At 54.2% G+C, this 16368-nt stretch carries 15 protein-coding genes; 5 read left to right on the top strand and 10 right to left on the bottom strand.

Annotation, left to right across the window (positions count from 1 at the left end):
• Positions 1-4: 4 nt before the first annotated feature.
• The gene (locus DSD30_RS18200; protein ID WP_114011180.1) at positions 5-1216 is read left to right on the top strand and encodes an ABC transporter permease; all 1212 of its coding nucleotides are present in this window, start codon (positions 5-7) and stop codon (positions 1214-1216) included.
• A gap of 336 nt (positions 1217-1552) precedes the next feature.
• Here the strand turns inward: DSD30_RS18200 and DSD30_RS18205 are convergent, their stop codons facing one another.
• Positions 1553-2347: an AraC family transcriptional regulator gene (locus DSD30_RS18205; RefSeq protein WP_114011181.1), complete on the bottom strand. Its 795-nt coding sequence runs from the start codon at positions 2345-2347 to the stop codon at positions 1553-1555.
• Between the two features lie 141 nt (positions 2348-2488).
• Here DSD30_RS18205 and DSD30_RS18210 point away from each other — a divergent pair, with 141 nt between their 5' ends.
• Positions 2489-2845: a cupin domain-containing protein gene (locus tag DSD30_RS18210; RefSeq protein ID WP_114011182.1), complete on the top strand. Its 357-nt coding sequence runs from the start codon at positions 2489-2491 to the stop codon at positions 2843-2845.
• A 98-nt stretch (positions 2846-2943) separates the two neighbouring features.
• Here the strand turns inward: DSD30_RS18210 and DSD30_RS18215 are convergent, their stop codons facing one another.
• From DSD30_RS18215 to oiaX, 7 genes are all read right to left on the bottom strand, one after another.
• Entirely contained in the window at positions 2944-3258 is a 315-nt protein-coding gene (locus DSD30_RS18215; RefSeq protein WP_114011183.1) for a DUF1272 domain-containing protein, read from the bottom strand.
• A gap of 247 nt (positions 3259-3505) precedes the next feature.
• The gene (locus DSD30_RS18220; protein WP_114011184.1) at positions 3506-5146 is read right to left on the bottom strand and encodes a signal transduction protein; all 1641 of its coding nucleotides are present in this window, start codon (positions 5144-5146) and stop codon (positions 3506-3508) included.
• Between the two features lie 28 nt (positions 5147-5174).
• The gene (locus DSD30_RS18225) at positions 5175-6773 is read right to left on the bottom strand and encodes an FGGY-family carbohydrate kinase (protein WP_114011185.1); all 1599 of its coding nucleotides are present in this window, start codon (positions 6771-6773) and stop codon (positions 5175-5177) included.
• Positions 6774-6829: 56 nt separating this feature from the next.
• Positions 6830-7315: an alpha-L-rhamnosidase N-terminal domain-containing protein gene (locus DSD30_RS22055; RefSeq protein ID WP_114011186.1), complete on the bottom strand. Its 486-nt coding sequence runs from the start codon at positions 7313-7315 to the stop codon at positions 6830-6832.
• A gap of 6 nt (positions 7316-7321) precedes the next feature.
• A complete protein-coding gene (locus DSD30_RS18235) occupies positions 7322-7999 on the bottom strand; it encodes a GntR family transcriptional regulator (protein WP_114011187.1) in 678 nt (225 codons plus the stop codon).
• A gap of 23 nt (positions 8000-8022) precedes the next feature.
• Positions 8023-8922 carry a dihydrodipicolinate synthase family protein gene (locus tag DSD30_RS18240; protein WP_114011303.1) on the bottom strand — a complete coding sequence of 300 codons (900 nt, stop codon included), beginning with the start codon at positions 8920-8922 and terminating at the stop codon, positions 8023-8025.
• Between the two features lie 495 nt (positions 8923-9417).
• Positions 9418-10686 (bottom strand): 3-oxo-isoapionate-4-phosphate decarboxylase OiaX, encoded by a 1269-nt coding sequence (oiaX, locus tag DSD30_RS18245; RefSeq protein WP_114011188.1) that lies wholly within the window; start codon positions 10684-10686, stop codon positions 9418-9420.
• Positions 10687-10918: 232 nt separating this feature from the next.
• On the opposite strand from oiaX, the gene nanR reads away from it, so the two are divergent.
• Entirely contained in the window at positions 10919-11644 is a 726-nt protein-coding gene (gene nanR / locus DSD30_RS18250) for a transcriptional regulator NanR (protein WP_245418533.1), read from the top strand.
• An 85-nt stretch (positions 11645-11729) separates the two neighbouring features.
• On the opposite strand, the gene DSD30_RS18255 is transcribed toward nanR, so the two are convergent.
• Positions 11730-13067 carry a four-carbon acid sugar kinase family protein gene (locus DSD30_RS18255; protein WP_280955323.1) on the bottom strand — a complete coding sequence of 446 codons (1338 nt, stop codon included), beginning with the start codon at positions 13065-13067 and terminating at the stop codon, positions 11730-11732.
• A 195-nt stretch (positions 13068-13262) separates the two neighbouring features.
• On the opposite strand from DSD30_RS18255, the gene DSD30_RS18260 reads away from it, so the two are divergent.
• On the top strand, positions 13263-14090 hold the full coding sequence (locus DSD30_RS18260) for a phosphogluconate dehydrogenase C-terminal domain-containing protein (protein ID WP_114011190.1): 828 nt from the start codon (positions 13263-13265) through the stop codon (positions 14088-14090).
• Positions 14091-14172: 82 nt separating this feature from the next.
• Here the strand turns inward: DSD30_RS18260 and DSD30_RS18265 are convergent, their stop codons facing one another.
• A complete protein-coding gene (locus DSD30_RS18265; RefSeq protein ID WP_198663039.1) occupies positions 14173-15168 on the bottom strand; it encodes a LacI family DNA-binding transcriptional regulator in 996 nt (331 codons plus the stop codon).
• A gap of 217 nt (positions 15169-15385) precedes the next feature.
• Here DSD30_RS18265 and ltnD point away from each other — a divergent pair, with 217 nt between their 5' ends.
• On the top strand, positions 15386-16285 hold the full coding sequence (gene ltnD, locus DSD30_RS18270; protein ID WP_114011305.1) for an L-threonate dehydrogenase: 900 nt from the start codon (positions 15386-15388) through the stop codon (positions 16283-16285).
• The last annotated feature ends 83 nt before the right edge of the window (positions 16286-16368 follow it).

A 16368-nucleotide genomic window follows, 5' to 3' on the forward strand; every position in this document is an offset into this window, starting at 1 on the left:
ATCCATGCAGTTTTTTATCAGACAATGTGTGGCGACGAGCCGCGCGACCCTTCTCAGTTTGCCGCGACGCTTTGCGATTTCCTTCTCGATGGTTGGATCGATCATACTGGTCGTTTGTGTCCTGTGCGGATTTTTGGCCATGGCACAAGGCTTTGAGCGCACGCTCAAGAGCGCGGGCTCGAGCCAGATTGCTGTCATTCTTGGGGGGGGCACCAATAGTGAGGCCAACTCAGAGCTTTCAGCCGATATTGCGCGCAAAATCATGGCGCTGTCTGGCGATATTGGTGCGCAACGCGATAAGGCGGGCAATCCGCTTCTGTCACGGGAAATCATTACGCCAGTGCAATATCGCGCAGACGGAGCAATGATAGCAGGCGACATGCTGGCCCTGCGCGGTATGGACCCATCCGGCCCATCCCTTCGCGATGGCATCAGCCTTTCAGCCGGACGCCTATTCACCCCCGGTAGTCGCGAAATCATGGTCGGCGATCAATTGGCCGCCACTTATCCGGGATTTGCCGTCGGCAACAAGGTGCAGCTGGGGCCGGTGACATGGAGTATTGTCGGGCACATATCTGCCCATGGCAGCGTCTTTGAATCCGAAATCTGGGGCGATCTCGACGCCGTCCGCGCCGCGTTCGACAGGCCCGGTGCGATACAAAGCCTTAGAGTGCGGCTGGCGGCTCAACAGGATCAGGCCTTATTCAAACTGCAGGCAGCACTATCCGATCTTGCCCCAAGTCCCCTGGCCATCTTCACAGAAGCGGCGCTTTATGCCGATCAGGCAGCAGGGACAGCCCGATTGATCCGTTTGTTTGGCTGGCCTGTGGCATTGCTGATGGCCATCGGTGCCTCGGCAGGTGCACTCAATACCATGATGAGTTCGCTGGCAGACCGGACAATTGAAATCGCCACGTTTCGTGCGCTCGGTTTCAACCGCATCTCTGCCTTTCTTGCCACATGGCTTGAAGCCGTGCTGCTGGCGATCGTCGGCGTCGCGTTGGGACTCGGGGCCTCTTGGCTGGTTTTCAACGGTTGGCAAGCCAGCACCCTTGGGGCCAACCAAGCCCGCATGGCATTTCAGTTGGTGGTCAGTTATGAGGTGATCGTCAAGGCGGGGGCGGTCGGCCTTTTGATCGGAGCCATTGGAGGTGCCCTGCCCGCGATTTCAGCAGCACGTTTGCCAATCACCAAAGCGCTCAGGGCAAGAGGATAAGTCTCTTCTGATGAACGATCAGGGAAAGTGCATCTTGATCCTACAAGATCAGGACGCACTTTTTTTCTACCGAGATTTTCCAATCCAGCATTGTGGGCAGGCGTTTTGAGAGGGCCCAGAGCCGTTTGATGCAGAGCGTCAAAGAGCCATTTGGTGTAAGAATAGACGGGAAAACTGAGCTGGAGCTTTGCAATTGTTTGATGCGCCGGAGATCAATGATCAGGCATGGACCGCGACAAGACGTAAAGCGGCCATGCCTTTGCCGCACGCAGACAAACTTATCTGAACCGTTTGGACCTACAGATTGATTTGATGACGAGAGGTTGTTTGACAATCTCAAACGCGTTGAACCAGACGTTGCCAATATCCGGGTGACATTCCAAAACCCGATTTGAACTGTCGCGTCATGTGCGGCTGATCGCTGAAACCGGCTCTTATAGCGGCGTCAGCCAGACTTGCGCCCGCTGCGATATCGCCTCTCACTTGATCCAAACGACGCATCGTCAGATATCGATACGGGCTGGTTCCGAATGCTTTGCGGAACTGGCGAGACAGTGCATACCGGTCTAAGTCCGTGATTTTTTCCAGTTGGTTGGAGTGGACGACCTGATCGAGATTGCTGTCAAGAAAGTCCCTTGCGCGATTTACCGCAACGAAATCGATCAGAGCGCTTTTTGCTCGCTGCGCGGACTTGTCATTCGCCAGCAATCCGTCAGCCAGCAATACGACCAGCTCATCCATCGCTACCGTTTCGAGTGTCGTGTCCATATCGGTGAATGCTGCATGAAGCGCTAGCATTAAGCGGCGATCCGTAAGGACTGCTTCACGCAAAAAGGGAAGTGCACTGGTCCTCGTCCCCAGAGCCGACCGCACCAGCGACGGCTCGACATACAGCATTCGGTAGTGGAACCCGGCTTCGGTTCCAGCTTCGCCTGTATGAATTTCGTCCGGGTGGAGGACGATCACCTGCCCTGCGAGACTATCAGCACGTACGCCACGATAATCGAAGCTCTGGACGCCCTTGATCGTGTAACCGATCGAGTAGGTGTCGTGACGATGCGGGGCGTAGGCTTCACCTGAGAAATAGGCCTCGATCCGCTGGATACCAGTCTGCCAGGGAGCGGCGACCACCCAATCGCTCGTGCACGATCGTTCAAGACCTGGTGTGAGGTCATGTGATCTTGTTTCTCTGGTTTGTCGTTCGTTTTGGATCGCAATTCTCCTAGGGACGTCACAAACATGTATGTAATCACAACAGGAAGGAAATCATCAATGCAGTCAGTCAATTTGGCGGAAAAGCTGTCGCAATTTTCAACGCACTGGGACCCGCATGTCGTTGCCGATTATAACGACAATGAGATTATGGTTGTTAAAATCCTCGGTGAGTATGAATTTCACAAACACGACACGACTGATGACTTTTTCTTCGTTCTGGAAGGTGAGTTACAGATGGATATTGAAGGGGAGCCATCACGTACCATCAAAGCGGGAGAATTGTTTGTTGTCCCCAAAGGGGTGGTGCATCGACCGCGGGCCGCCAGCGAGGTCAAATTGTTGCTGATCGAGCCGAAAGGTGAGCCAAATTCGGGTGACTCAAACCGCAAGGCAGCGCCAAAGACCCGTATTTAGTGAATAATCGCGGCGGGTGGGCTGACAATTTTGCCCGCCGCAGCGTCTTTCAACAGTGTCAAGAACCGGGCATTTCATAAAGTCCCAGCAGGTCGTCTTTAGCGTTCGTGGGGTTTTAAATTCTTGATCCTTGAGACCAGCGTCTCAATTTCTTGTTTTGAATATTTTGTATGGATTCTGTCGCTGCTCGCGGGATCATGGCCAAGGCCAAGTTTCTTTTCGCTTCGCCAGGCCTTGCTGGGGCGGATCGGTCGCGGAGTGAAGCCGCCCCCACAAGTGGGGCAGACATTATGCAGGATCTTTTCCACGCAATCGGCGCAATAGGTGCATTCGTATGAGCAGATCCGGGCATCATAGCTCTCCGGAGGCAAGTCGCGATCACAGAGTTCACAATTGGGTCGAAGTTCAAGCATGTATGGTCTCCTGTTGCAGACCAGAATAATGATAGCAACTCTGAGCGCATGGCATAAGTCCCAAATTGATCACGCGCTCCCAACAAGTTGTTCAATCGTAGCTGCATTTCACTCCGCAAGGATCACCGCAGATCTAGTCATAGCAATGCCGCCAATCAGGTGTCACACTGATGGCGGCATAGGCTTTGTCTGGTTTCCCTTTCCCTCCTACAATCCAATTGGGTTCGTAAGTGGGAAAGCTCTGCGGTTAAAGGCTGTCTTTTGCCGAACCCGCAATTTTGACCTTTATCCCCTGGGTGAGAGCCTGCGCGACGAATGCACGCAATACGTCTTGCAGTTTGTCTGAGGCGACATAGGCAATTGTGATGTGGTTGGACTGGTGTCCTGCCATCAGGTCGTCGCGCTCTACGCCATCAAGGGTCGCATTCATCAAAGGCCATTCATAGGTCGTGGCCTTGCGGCGACGTTCAAATTCATCCTCTGGCAATTCGAAGGCTTCACCGGTGCCGATATGCATGATTACGTCCGTTCCGACATAATGAGCGCGGGCCCAGATGAAACGGCCAGCCTTGCACTGACCGGCAATGGTTGACCCACCTTTCGGGAAGAACATCGGCGGCTGGCGGTAACCTTTCGCACCGGCAATCCCGTCCTTGATATGCTCGAATGGCACAGCCCCGGAAATTTCGAAATCCCAGTAGAATGTGCCCTCATACGCGCTGCCCCAGCGGACATCATGCAAGGTGGTTTCAGATGGAAGCCCCATGGCGTCGAGCAGGCGGAACAGCATGGTCTGCGGAATGGCTGTTCCCATGTCGACTTCGTTGACGCACGGGATGGGCTTGCCTTCGCAAATGATGGATCCGTCTTCATCGGGGATCGGGAAGCGCTCGGTTGAGCCGATAGCTCCTTCGGCGAAGTCTGACGCTGCGCAACAGTCTTTCAGGCCCTGCTGATACTGAACGCCGACCGCGGCCAGCCCGAAGCGTTTGGTGAATCGGGCCATAGCAATCATCATGGCGCATTGCTCAAGCACATGAGCGCGGGTGAGTTCGGTTGCCTCATCCTCGCCCCACTGGAACTGCATGCCGCGATCTTCATAGAATTTGAGGCAGGCTTCCCGCAGATCTTGCGGCACTTTTTCCATTTCAACAAGCAGAGCCGATTGGGACAGACCTTCGAGCGGCATCCCGATATCGGTCAGCGCCTTGATCGGGAAATAGCCGTTCATCATGCCCATGCACATCGTGTCAAAGAGGCCAAGGATCGCCTTGTTGCGCAGGATATATTCTCCGACCTTGATGCCATCCTTGCCTGCCGGGGTTTGCAAAACCGGATGATCGGACGAGACATCTTCGAGATAGGAGAGATTATGATCGATTTTGCCGCTTTCCAGCCAGGTTGCCAGTCCCTGTTTGAAGAAATCGTCTTCGAAACTGTCAGACCAGAGGCGGGCATACTCGACACCCAGCGACGTCAGAGAGCCAGCCATGCACAACATGCCGACCAGCCCGGGCCACGTGCCATCGAAGTTGGCGAGCAGCAAGATGGGGCCGCGATGGGATGCAAGGGACGGGGCAATATGATGGGAATATTGCCAGGCGGTCAGCAAGACAATCAGCGGGGCGTCGGGATCAATGCGGGAGAAGAGCTCTGATCCTTCTTTTTGGGATGAAATGAAGCCATGGCCGCGGCTTTCATCATAGCCATGGGCCCGCACCATCTTGTAGCCCTGAGCGGTCAGCTCACGTTCTAGGCGCTCTGAATAGTCCTGATAGATCGGCCAGCAGGGCACATTGGCGCTTTCGCGCAAATCTGCATTGGTCACAACCAGTATTTCTTTCTCGCCAGCCACGATGGATGGGCTTTGTTCCGGAAGTTTTAGCATGGATAGAGTTCCTCTATGATTCTGGTTTTCATGCACTGGCAAGGGCATCGGCCATCAAGCGGTTATGTTGCTGACGGTTTTCGTAAAGCGCGAGATAGACCTTGAATTTGGCGTCATGGAATGCGGCCTTGTCGGGGTTCGCCTTGACGGTCTCACCCGGACGAACCAGTTTCGCGCTGGCTTCTGGAATGGATCCGAAATCGCCGCTGGCGACAGCGCCAAGAATGGCGGCGCCGAGTGTTACAACATCTTCTTCGGCGGCCATGTGAATGTCACAACCCGTAACATCGGCATATTCACGCAGCCAAAGCGGATTTTTCGTCGCGCCACCACAGACATAGAGCGTGTCAATGGAATGGCCGGCCTTTGTCTTTTCCTCAATGATGTGACGAGTCCCATAGGCAACAGTCTGCAAGGTGGCGAGATACAAACGGGCAAGCGCATCCCGTCCCTTTTCAAGAGTCAAACCGGACACCACACCGCGTGCATGCGGATTGGCGCGTGGGGAGCGGTTGCCGTGGTGGTCGCCCAGAATATGCAAGTCGCGCGTCGGATATGGCTCACGGGCTTCGAGATCGGCAACCCATTCGTTTAGCAAGGCAACCGGATGCATGCCTCGACGCTCTGCTTCCTGTTTCAACTCCTCGCTTGCGTCGCTTTGTTCAATGGTCCATTCGACCAGAGAACCGGCCGCGCTTTGTCCTCCTTCACCCAGCCAGTAGCCCGGGATCATTGCGCCCCAATAAGGCCCCCAGACGCCGGGTACCATGACCGGTTCACGATTGACGATCATGTGGCAGTTGGAAGTCCCTGATATGAGGGCAAGGCCACCTTCTGGCTTGGCTCCCAACAGGGCAAGGCCGCCCGCATGCGCATCAATAATGCCACTTGCGACTGTGACGCCTTCCGGGATGCCAAGGTCTTTTGCCGCCTTGTTGCCAATGGTGCCGACAGCATCCCCCAAAGGCGCGACTACCGGAGGGACCTTTGACGTCAGATCTTCAAGCCCAACCGATTGCAGCATGTCCTCGGGAAATCTGTTTTCATGGGCCAGATAGTTCCATTTGCAGGTCAATGTGCATGTGCTGGCAACATCGGCAGCCGTGCAGCGCCAAATGAGATAGTCAGCAAGGTCAAAAAAGCGCCAGACATTGGAGTATCGGTCGGGATGATTGGTTTTCAGCCAGAGAATTTTCGGCAGCTCCATCTCGATGGAGACTTCTCCGCCCACATATTTGAGAGCGTCATGTTTGGTTGCATTGATCGCGCTGGTCTCTAAATCGGCGCGGTGGTCCATCCACATGATGATATCGCGCTCGGGGTCGCCATGCTCATCAACCGAGATAGGGGCACCATTCTCTCCGACCGCGACGAGGGAACAAGTGGCGTCGACGCCAACCGAGCGAATATTCTGCGGATCGATGTCAGCTTTCTTGATCGCTTCGTGTGTTGCCTCGCAAATCTGGTGCCAGATGTCGCTTGAGGATTGTTCGACGAAGTTTGCTTTTGGGTGAAACTGTTTGATCGCGCGTGTGGCGAAGGACAGTCGGTTCCCGTCCTTGTCATAGACCCCGGTTCTGGTGCTGGCAGATCCAACATCAATCCCAATGTAAAATGCGTTTTCCATATTTCCCTCCCGACTTTTCCACTTTGAAAAAGAAGTCGTTTGTATTTTAGATGTGCTCAAACCTGTTCAGTCTGCGAAATCTGCCTGTATTGTCCCGGTTCCAGCGTGAAATTGGAGCCATGCTCAGTCATCACTCCAGCTGCGATTGGGCTGACATTGTGTGATGGAGAATTGTGTGATGGAGCAAGGAGTAAGCTGGTCATCTTCCCTCGCCGACTGACAGCGTGCCGCCTCCGGTTTTGCATGGCCGGGCGTCTGCCATCATGATTGCCTGCACGGCGTTGATTGTGTCCAACGCGTCCAGAATACCATCCCTCACCAATGATTGCCCCAAGGCAATTGGTCCCAGCCAAGAGATGATCGGTCACGACGTGAGACTGGTATTCAACCAGCTGGAGATCGTCTGTCCAGCCGAGAGCCATCACGTCGTGACCGATCTGCTCACCATTGATATAGAATTCATAGAGCCCGACTGGTTCGGAAAGATGTTGGCAGCGTAACCGTGTCGGGATAGTCCCGCAAACTCCTGATGGGGCAGGCATAACTGATCAGAACTCCGTCGCTCTTTGTCGGGCATTGGAAATATGTGTATCCATGGCCGCAATGGCACGGGCCTCATTGCGATCAGCAATGGCATCGATGATCGCGAGATGATCGGCAAATGTGTTGGGCAGCAATTGCTCATTCAGGCTGATACGCTCGCGCTTGATGAGACGAATGCGGATGGAATTGATTTTGTAGGCCAGAATCATGATTTCGTTGCCTGTGGAGCGGATCAATAAATCATGGAATTCTGAATCAACCTCCTGACCAAGATTGAGCAGGTCATCTGTAGCCCCTTTTTTCAAGGCTTCTAGAACCTCAAGATGTTGGTTGCGCTGCTCTTCCAGAATCATGGATGGCATGTTGCGGACCGCGTGAATGGTGGCTTCCCGTTCAAGGGCGGCCCGCATCTGAAAGGCATCGCGAATCATGGGCAGGTCGATTGCCGTGATCTGGATGCCCCGTTGAGGAACCACCGTGACCAGACCTTCGGCTTCAAGGCGCGGCAAGAGTTCCCGCAAAGCACCGATAGAGAGATGGAGGAGCTTGACCAGATCTTTCTGGCTGACCAACTGACCGGATTTCAACCTGCCATCGAACAAAGCTGCCTGAAATAACTCATAGGCCATTTGCTTGACGCTGACCGCTGCCTCGGTCTGTTCGGTTAGTGTGTTTCCGGTCATTTCTCGCTCCCTTAATCCGATGCCTAGAGTGCAGCAGCCTCAGCCAGCTTCAAGGCATCCCTGATTTCGGCCATTTTGTCCATGGAGAGCGGTCGCAATGGCGGCACCACGCGCGCAAAGGCCGGGTTCCCATACCGCTCAGCCATCAGCGCCTTGAGTACGGCCAAGCCACCGTTGCCGTCAACGGTCTCGATGCGCATGCAAGCTCTCTTGACGAAGCCTTCCGAGACACCACCACGATAAAGTTGCACACAATCTTTGGCAAATGGATTGGTCATCCCACCGATCATACCAGCGCCACCGGCATCAACCATCTGACGCAGGATCACATCGCTGCCTGTGAAGACGGACAATTGAGGAAAAGCACGGATCAGTTTCAGACCAGCTTCCAGATCTCCCGTTGAATCCTTGATCCCGATGACCGTCATTCCCAGTTTTTCGAGAACGGCCTCAACCTGTTCCACGGTGAAGGTGATGCCACTGAAATGCGGGAAATTGTAGAGCACGATCTCAAGGCCCGGATCGCCGGCCTTTTCTACGATTGCCTGATAATAGTCCGCGATTCCCTGAACATCCGCATCCCGGTAGAAGAAGGGCGGAATGATCAAAGCGGCGCGGCATTTCAGCTTTGCGTAGGCTTTATAGAGCGCGACAGCGTCATCAAGGGATGCCGTCATGATGCCCGGGATATGAAGGGACATATCCATGCCGCCATCGGCCATTGCCTGCAATATATCCAGTTTCTGTTGTACCGAGAAGGATGGCCCCTCGCCTGTGGTGCCAAACAGAGAAACGTAGGAACAGCCATCGGCGAGCAACTGGTTGCAGTGATGCTGTAGCGATGGAAGGTCAATATCAAAGGTCTCGTTGAGAGGCGTGATAACGGCGCCAACGACGCCCTTAAGGTCGGTATTTTGCAGCATGGAATTGGCTTTCTTGAGATCATCGCAGCGATGATATGTCTCAACATTATACATGATTTTATGACTGATACAATAAGTGTTGCGATCAGTTAGAACCATACCAAATTCCGTTCAGTCACGAGGCTGTCTCGGAAGCCACAAACGATGGTGAAAGGAAAATCATTCACTCTGACCAGCCACTTGTGATTTCAGCAATAAAGGCCGTGAAAAGAAGGAGCCCGTCTCGTTGCCTTCTACTAAGAACAGTGTCTCGCGGCTGCCACTCTGACGTCGATGCTTTGCCCAAGCATCTTCCGGTCTTCTGTTTTGACCCAGATCGCTCTAAAGAATGGCCAAATAAGGACCTGTTGATCAAGCCCTGTTCTGCGTGTTCAGAGGCATTGGGGTGATGGGCGCCAAATCCTGTTGTTGATCTGTTTCACCAAACGAGCGATCCATCGCTGTGGTCCTTGATGGGCAAAAACTGGCAGCAATTGCATTAGGCGTGATCCTCCTTCAGGGCGTAGCCCATTTGGCAAGGGATGCGGCCAATTCCGGGCAGGACTTTGCCATCTCATGCAATGAGAGCCCCGCCTCGGCGGCCTGCCATGCTTGCCGGATGGCGCGCACACCGGCTGCGATGCCCATGGGATGGCCATGGATGCCTCCGCCTCCAAGATACATCAGATCAAGCGTCTTGCCGGTTCGGTTGTAGGTATCGACCGCCTGCCCGCCCCATTGCCCGGAACAGACCACTGGCAAGGGCCGGTCGCTATCGTCAAAGACAGGCGTCATGCAATCCTTGAAGGACTTGACGAAGCTCTCATCCGATTCCCAATATTTCGCCCGGATCCCGTTGATCTGAAACTGATCGACGCCAAGCAGACGCCAGATTTTCTGGTAAGGAGCGAATTCCATTCCCATGCCGGGATTGCGGGTCATCATGTCCCAACCATTGCGGTGTGCATGCAGGCAAAGGCTCGAACGCTTGCGCAAGAAGCTCATGCCACCATAACCGATGGCGTTGATATTTATGACCGCAGCATTGCCTCCGGCCTCAAGAACCATATCGTGATTGCGCATCATTTCATCCGGATCGGTAGACGATATGCCAAAGGCATACATCACGCGCTTGCCCGTTCTTTGCTCATGGTCCCGGATCACTGGCATGATGGCCTTGACGCGATCTTTAAGTGGCGAGTAGCCGGGGCTCATCAGCTTTTCGTCGTCCTTGATGAAATCCACTCCGGCAGCACAAAGTTCGGCAATGATCGGGGCTGTTTCTTCAGGTAGAAGGCCCAGAGATGGCTTGATGATCGAGGCTATCATCACCCCATGGTCGACACCCATCAGGGCGCGGGAGCCTTTGATGCCGAATTGTGGCCCCGGATGGCTCTGCCACGCATCGGGTAGATCGACATCCATCACTCGAATGCCACTGACGCCGCGCATGGAATAGGCCCCGCCAAAAGCGATTGTCGTCAAGGCGGCAATGTCGATGCCGATGGCCTCAAGCGGAAAGGCGATGTCGATGTCTGCGCGATGATACGGACCGCGGGTGTCTGGGTCTGGCAGAGAAGGTGTGTCATGGGGGGCTAACGGGCGCACCGCCGTGACCCTTGCAGCACAACGCGCCCGTACCTGTTCGGTTTCATTAGGCAGCGCGGTGAAGGTCCCCGTTGACTGGTCCCCGGCCATCTTTTGCGCAATCGCTTCAGGGTCACCCGCAGTTTCGATCCTGTAAGTGACAGTGATAATGTTGCTGCTTGAGGTTTGGTTTTGCATGGAGACCTTCCCATATATTGCTTGCCATACTGGTATTGTCATTATACCTGTTGCTTAACCTTTCCCAGTGAATTCGATCAGATTGATCGTCGCATCGAAAAAGGGGTTGCAACATGGCTGGTTGGCGGATGGTGTCTGGACGGAATGGATCTTCGACAGTAAGAGTGAAGAATGCCGCACAATACGATCTGATAGGGTCGTTCGCGGTTGATCGAAGCGGGAGACAGTAAGCGTGACTGAGAAAAATGATGCCAAGGTGGAACGCAAGATCGTACGCCAGAAATTGTCTGATCAGGTGCTGGATGAATTGCACGCAATGATCCGTTCTGGTGAGTTTGCCGCCGATGACTATCTGCCGTCGGAACGTGACCTGATGCAACGGTTCGGTGTCGGTCGCCCTGCGGTCAGGGAGGCACTTCAATCGCTCCATACCCAGGGGCTCATCACGATCAAACATGGCGAGCGGTCCCGCGTGAATAAACTGACGGCGACCGCGGTACTCGATCATGCCAACGAAATTGCCCGCCTGTTGCTTTATTCTTCTCCGAAAAATTTTGATCATCTCAAACAGGCGCGCCGTATGGTTGAGCGTGGCATCGTCAGAGAAGCAACGCGTCTGGCGGAACCCGATGATATTCGCGATTTGCGTGCCCTGCTGGATAGGCAGCAGAATGCCCTCGACAATCCGAAAGCCTTCGTGGAAGCGGATATTCAATTTCATGCCCGCATTGCGGATATCACCCAAAATCCTATCATAGCGGCGGCGTCCAAAGCGATGTTGCGATGGTTGTTTGACTATCAATACGATCTGTTGCACTGGGTTGGGAATGAGAGTATTTCTCTCAAGGAACACAGAAAGATTGTTGATCATATGGAAGCGGGCGACGAAGAGGCCGCGGTCGAAGACATGGTTCGCCACCTCGATCGTGCCAATGCGCCCACACCTGCCAAACAGTAACTTTTGTCTTTGCCGCTCTCTCGAAAGAGTGCCCCGCCCAGCCCGAAATTGACCGCCGGATAAAGGCTGTGCGGTCCGGTGTGCGTTATCGTGCGCCACCGCCGCTGCGTACCCAACTGAAGAAATCCCTTGTGCCCATTTGCCCGCCTTTGAGGGCAATTTCCAGTCCGTCGTGATGGCCATCGCCGAAGCCTTTGCAAATGGATGCACCGGGAATCGTTGCTGCCTTGGCCTGCAACGCCTGAATTCCCAATTGCTGCAGGCCGTAGCCTGATGTGTCGCCGCCTGAAATGATGGCGCGCTTGATACTGGTGCTTTTCAAAATCCCATCAAGGACGCGACCGAGTGACACGCCAATTCTTTCATTGGCAATAGAACGATCGATAGTGCTGTTGGCCAGTGCCTTGTGGAAGGCTTCCACTGTCGGATCATCTGTTCCCTGTGCCGAACAGACCAGAGGGCTGGCTCCCCGAGCGATGACATCCTGAGACAATCGGACCACACGCTCGATTTCCTGATGCAGGCCGCTTTCTTCGCCACAGGCAAGATCGCCTCGGAAGGTAATCAACTCAAAGCCGTCCTTGGCTGCATGGGCCAATTGTTCGGCGGTCATGGGTGAAACGGACCCCGACACTCCGACAATCTGGGAAACAGGATCAAGGGCGGGTGGCTCGGACTGTTCCGTCAACAAGCCACGGTCGATCCAATGTCGGACGAGTGCATATTCAACCCCCTGACTGCCAACGACAAAGCCAAGTGCATCACGATTTTCCCAAATCAGCTTGCCAGCGGCTCGTTCTGATCTTTCCTCCATGGAATCGATGGAAAGAATCTTTATGCGGGAGGCAAGTGCCGCATTGAGCACTTTTTGCGGGTCGCTCCACAAGGCCTCGAGATCGATAAGGGCACTGGGCAGAACCGTTTGACGGGCAAGGTGGACCAGCAGATTGGCCTCGCTCATCGGTGTGACGGGATGTCTGGACATCACCGGGTGTCGATCAAGCCGGTGAACCCCTTCAAAGGTGCCTGCGAACAGATTGCCAAATGCCTGATAGCGACGCATCTGCGGTGCAGCTGTGATCATGGGAACTGCACGGGCCGGTCGAACCGTAAGGCCAACCTCGATTGCAGTGCCGATTGCACCAATTTCGGGGGAGGAATCAAAGGTCGAACAGATTTTATAATGCAACAAGGGGGCATTGAAGCTGTCGAGCCAGGCAAGAGGATCCGCCAGATTATCTCTCATCCATGCAGGACTTTTGGACCGCGCTGTGGAAGCCAATCCGATTGCCTTCACGTCAGAAAATCGTTGCCTCAAGCTATCGGAGGGAATTTCCGTAAACAGGATCGTTGGTAGTCCGGCAAAGGCGAGGACCTCCATCACGGCTGCGGCGCCCGTGAAGTCGTCTCCATACCAGGTCACCCAAGGTTTGTGCGACAATGTTTCGTCGTGGTTATGCGGATCCAATGCGTCCTCCCGAGAAATTTCAGCGAATAAAGCAGCCAACTTTGATAGCTGAGTTGACAATGCAGGCTGAATATATACTGATATAATCATTAGGTCATCATACCAGTTGAGGTTTTTTGTTCAGCTGTTCAAGAAAGGGAGGTCACCACCATGACAGTCGTCGCTTTATTCGGTGCTGGCGGTAAAATGGGTATGCGTCTGGGGCGCAACCTGATGAAAACAGATTTTCAAGTGCGCCATGTGGAAGTGTCCGACACAGGCAAAGCGTTGCTGAAGAAGGAACATGGTGTTGAAGCCGTTGCTCAGGCAGAAGCCATTGATGGCGCAGATGTGGTCATTCTCGCTGTGCCGGACACCGTGATCGGTAAGCTTGCCGAGAGCTTGGTCCCTACCCTTGCCTCTGGCACCATGGTGGTCGTGCTGGATGCGGCCGCTCCTTATGCGGGTTATCTTCCCGAACGTGAAGACATCACCTACTTCGTCACGCATCCCTGTCACCCGCCAATTTTCAATGACGAGTCAACGCCGGAAGGTCGCAAGGATCATTTCGGTGGTGATTATGCCAAACAGGGTGTTGTCAATGCGCTGATGCAAGGGCCGGAAGAGCATTATGATCTGGGTGACAAGGTGGCACGCGCCATTTATGCTCCGGTTGCCAACACCTACCGCTGCACCGTCGAACAGATGGCATTTCTGGAGCCGGGCCTGTCCGAAACCGTGTGTGCCTCATTGCTGGTTGTCATGCGCCAAGCCATGGATGAAGTCATCAAGACCGGGGTCAGCAAGGAATGTGCTCGCGACTTCCTGCTGGGTCACATGAACATCCTTGCAGCCGTGATTTTCGAGGAACGTCAGGGTGTCTTTTCCGATGCCTGCAACAAGGCCATCGAGTTCGGCATTCCGACCCTAATGAAGGATGATTGGAAAAAAGTGTTTGAGAAGGAAGAGATCCTCGCCAGCGTTAAACGCATCACGTGATGACACCTTGAATTTTCCAAACGAACAAGCCCTCTGTTCCATAATCCGGACCAGAGGGTTTTTGTTTAGCGCCCGACCTGTTTCAGGCACTTTCGCGAGGAAGCAGCTTGAATCCGAGATCGAGACTGCGTGGCGAGATTTTCTTTTCTGCGATGGCGTCCAACGCGTACCGTGCCGCCAGTTCCCCGATCCGACCAAGTGGCGACTGTGTCGTTGTCAGCTGCGGCATTGTTTGCCTGCCGATCGATATATCGTTGAACCCGGCTATCGCCAGATCATCGGGGACAGATAAGCCGCGTTTGGCACCCATCAGCAAGGCTGAGACTGCCAGATTATCATTGCTGAAATAGATACAATCAGGTGCGGGGTCCACAGAAATCAGCCGATCAAAATCCGCATCTGACAAAATGTCATCATTCTTGTCGATGTCAATCAGCATCGGTTCTTCAGCCCCCTTGGCAAGAAGGACATTCCGAAAGCCTTCAAACCGTTTGTAGGCGCGCTTGTCCATCTGCAACTGACAACCACAGAAGCAGAACCGCTGATAGCCGCGATTGAGCAAATAGTTCGCCATTTCATTGCCAGCCTTGACATGGTCAAATCCGACCGAAAGATCAATCGGGCTGTCTGGCAAATCCATCATTTCAACAATCGGGACCCCTGCCCTTTGCAAAAGCCCCCGCGCGCGGTCTGTGTGCTCGATCCCGGAGACAATAAGTGCAGACGGAGACCACGCCATCAAGGCCTCGATTGCCTGCTCTTCGCGCTCCAGAGAATAGTCGGTGTTAATCAGCATCATCTGATACCCCGCCCCATGCAACACAGGCTGCGCGTGAGCGACAATATCCGCATATACATTGTTGGAGATAGACGGGATGATCATCGGTATAATCGGCACTGATTTGGCAGACAGCATCGAGGCCATCTGATTGGGAATATAACCCATCTCGGCAGCGATCTTTCTGACCTTGTTGCGCGTGCCTGCTGCAACATCAGAATGTTCCCGCAGGGCGCGCGATGCCGTCATCTTGCTGACGCCCGCGGCTTTAGCGACATCTGACAGTGTGACACGAGCCATTCGATTTTCATCCCTTTTCATGCGTGACTTTACCGCGTTTATCACAAGCCCTGTTTATCACGACCGACAAATGGCTTTGCAACTTGACAATATGACGGCTTCCATTCAATATTTTGTTACCGATAACGGTATCGATACCGATACCGATCACAATACAAACAATCCGCGACCTTGGCAAGGGTACTTGCTGCGGGGCGCGTTGGATCGGGAGGATCTTATGTCCCAAAAGAAAGTTGCAGCAATTGGTCTTGGTTCCATGGGGTATGGCATGGCCCAGAGCCTGATACGAGCGGGGCATGAAACCTATGGCTATGATGTCGTTCCCGACCAGATGGCGCGGCTCGCGGCTGAAGGCGGCAAGTCCGCTCCCATCGCCGACATTGCTGCCAGTCTCGATGCTGTGGTTGTTTGTGTATTGAATGCGGCTCAAACTGAAGCAGTCCTGTTTGGAGACGATGGGGTCGTTCCACGACTTAAAAGGGGCGCCGTTGTCCTCTCATGTGCCACCGTAGCGCCGGACTTTGCCCGTGCGATGGAAGCCAGATGCGCCGAGCATGGCGTTCTCTATGTTGATGCTCCCATTTCCGGCGGTTCGGTGAAGGCTGCCAAAGGCCAGCTTTCCATCATGTCAGCAGCGACGCCTGAAGCCTATGCTGCTGCCGAAGAGATGTTCGAGGCCACCGCGGAAACCGTCTTCCGGCTTGGCGACTGTGCCGGTGCTGGCTCTGCAATGAAAGCGGTCAATCAGTTGCTGGCTGGCGTCCATATTGCAGCCATGGGGGAAGCGATCACCTTCGGGGTGACCCAAGGGATTGATCCGGCCACCTTTGTCGAAGTCGTCTCAAAATGTGCCGGCACCAGTTGGATGCTGGAAAACCGTGCACCGCACATTGTTGCCGGAGACTATAAACCGCATTCGGCAATTGAAATCTGGCTCAAAGATCTGGGTATCGTGCTGGACATCGCCAAGTCTGCGAAATTCAGCGCTCCGATCACCGCAGCAGCTTTGCAGCAATATGTCACGGCTGCCGGGATAGGGCTTGGTCGCGAAGATGATTCAGCGGTCGCCAAGGTCTATGCGCGCAATGCCGGCATCTTGCTGCCCGGTATGGAATAGGCATCAATACTCCGTTTCCTCCGACTGGAACAGGCGGCCTCTATCTGAACAGCTCCACTGGTTCACTCCCAAATGAGGTCGCC

It is taken from the genome of Cohaesibacter intestini (genome assembly GCF_003324485.1).
Lineage (GTDB): Bacteria > Pseudomonadota > Alphaproteobacteria > Rhizobiales > Cohaesibacteraceae > Cohaesibacter > Cohaesibacter intestini.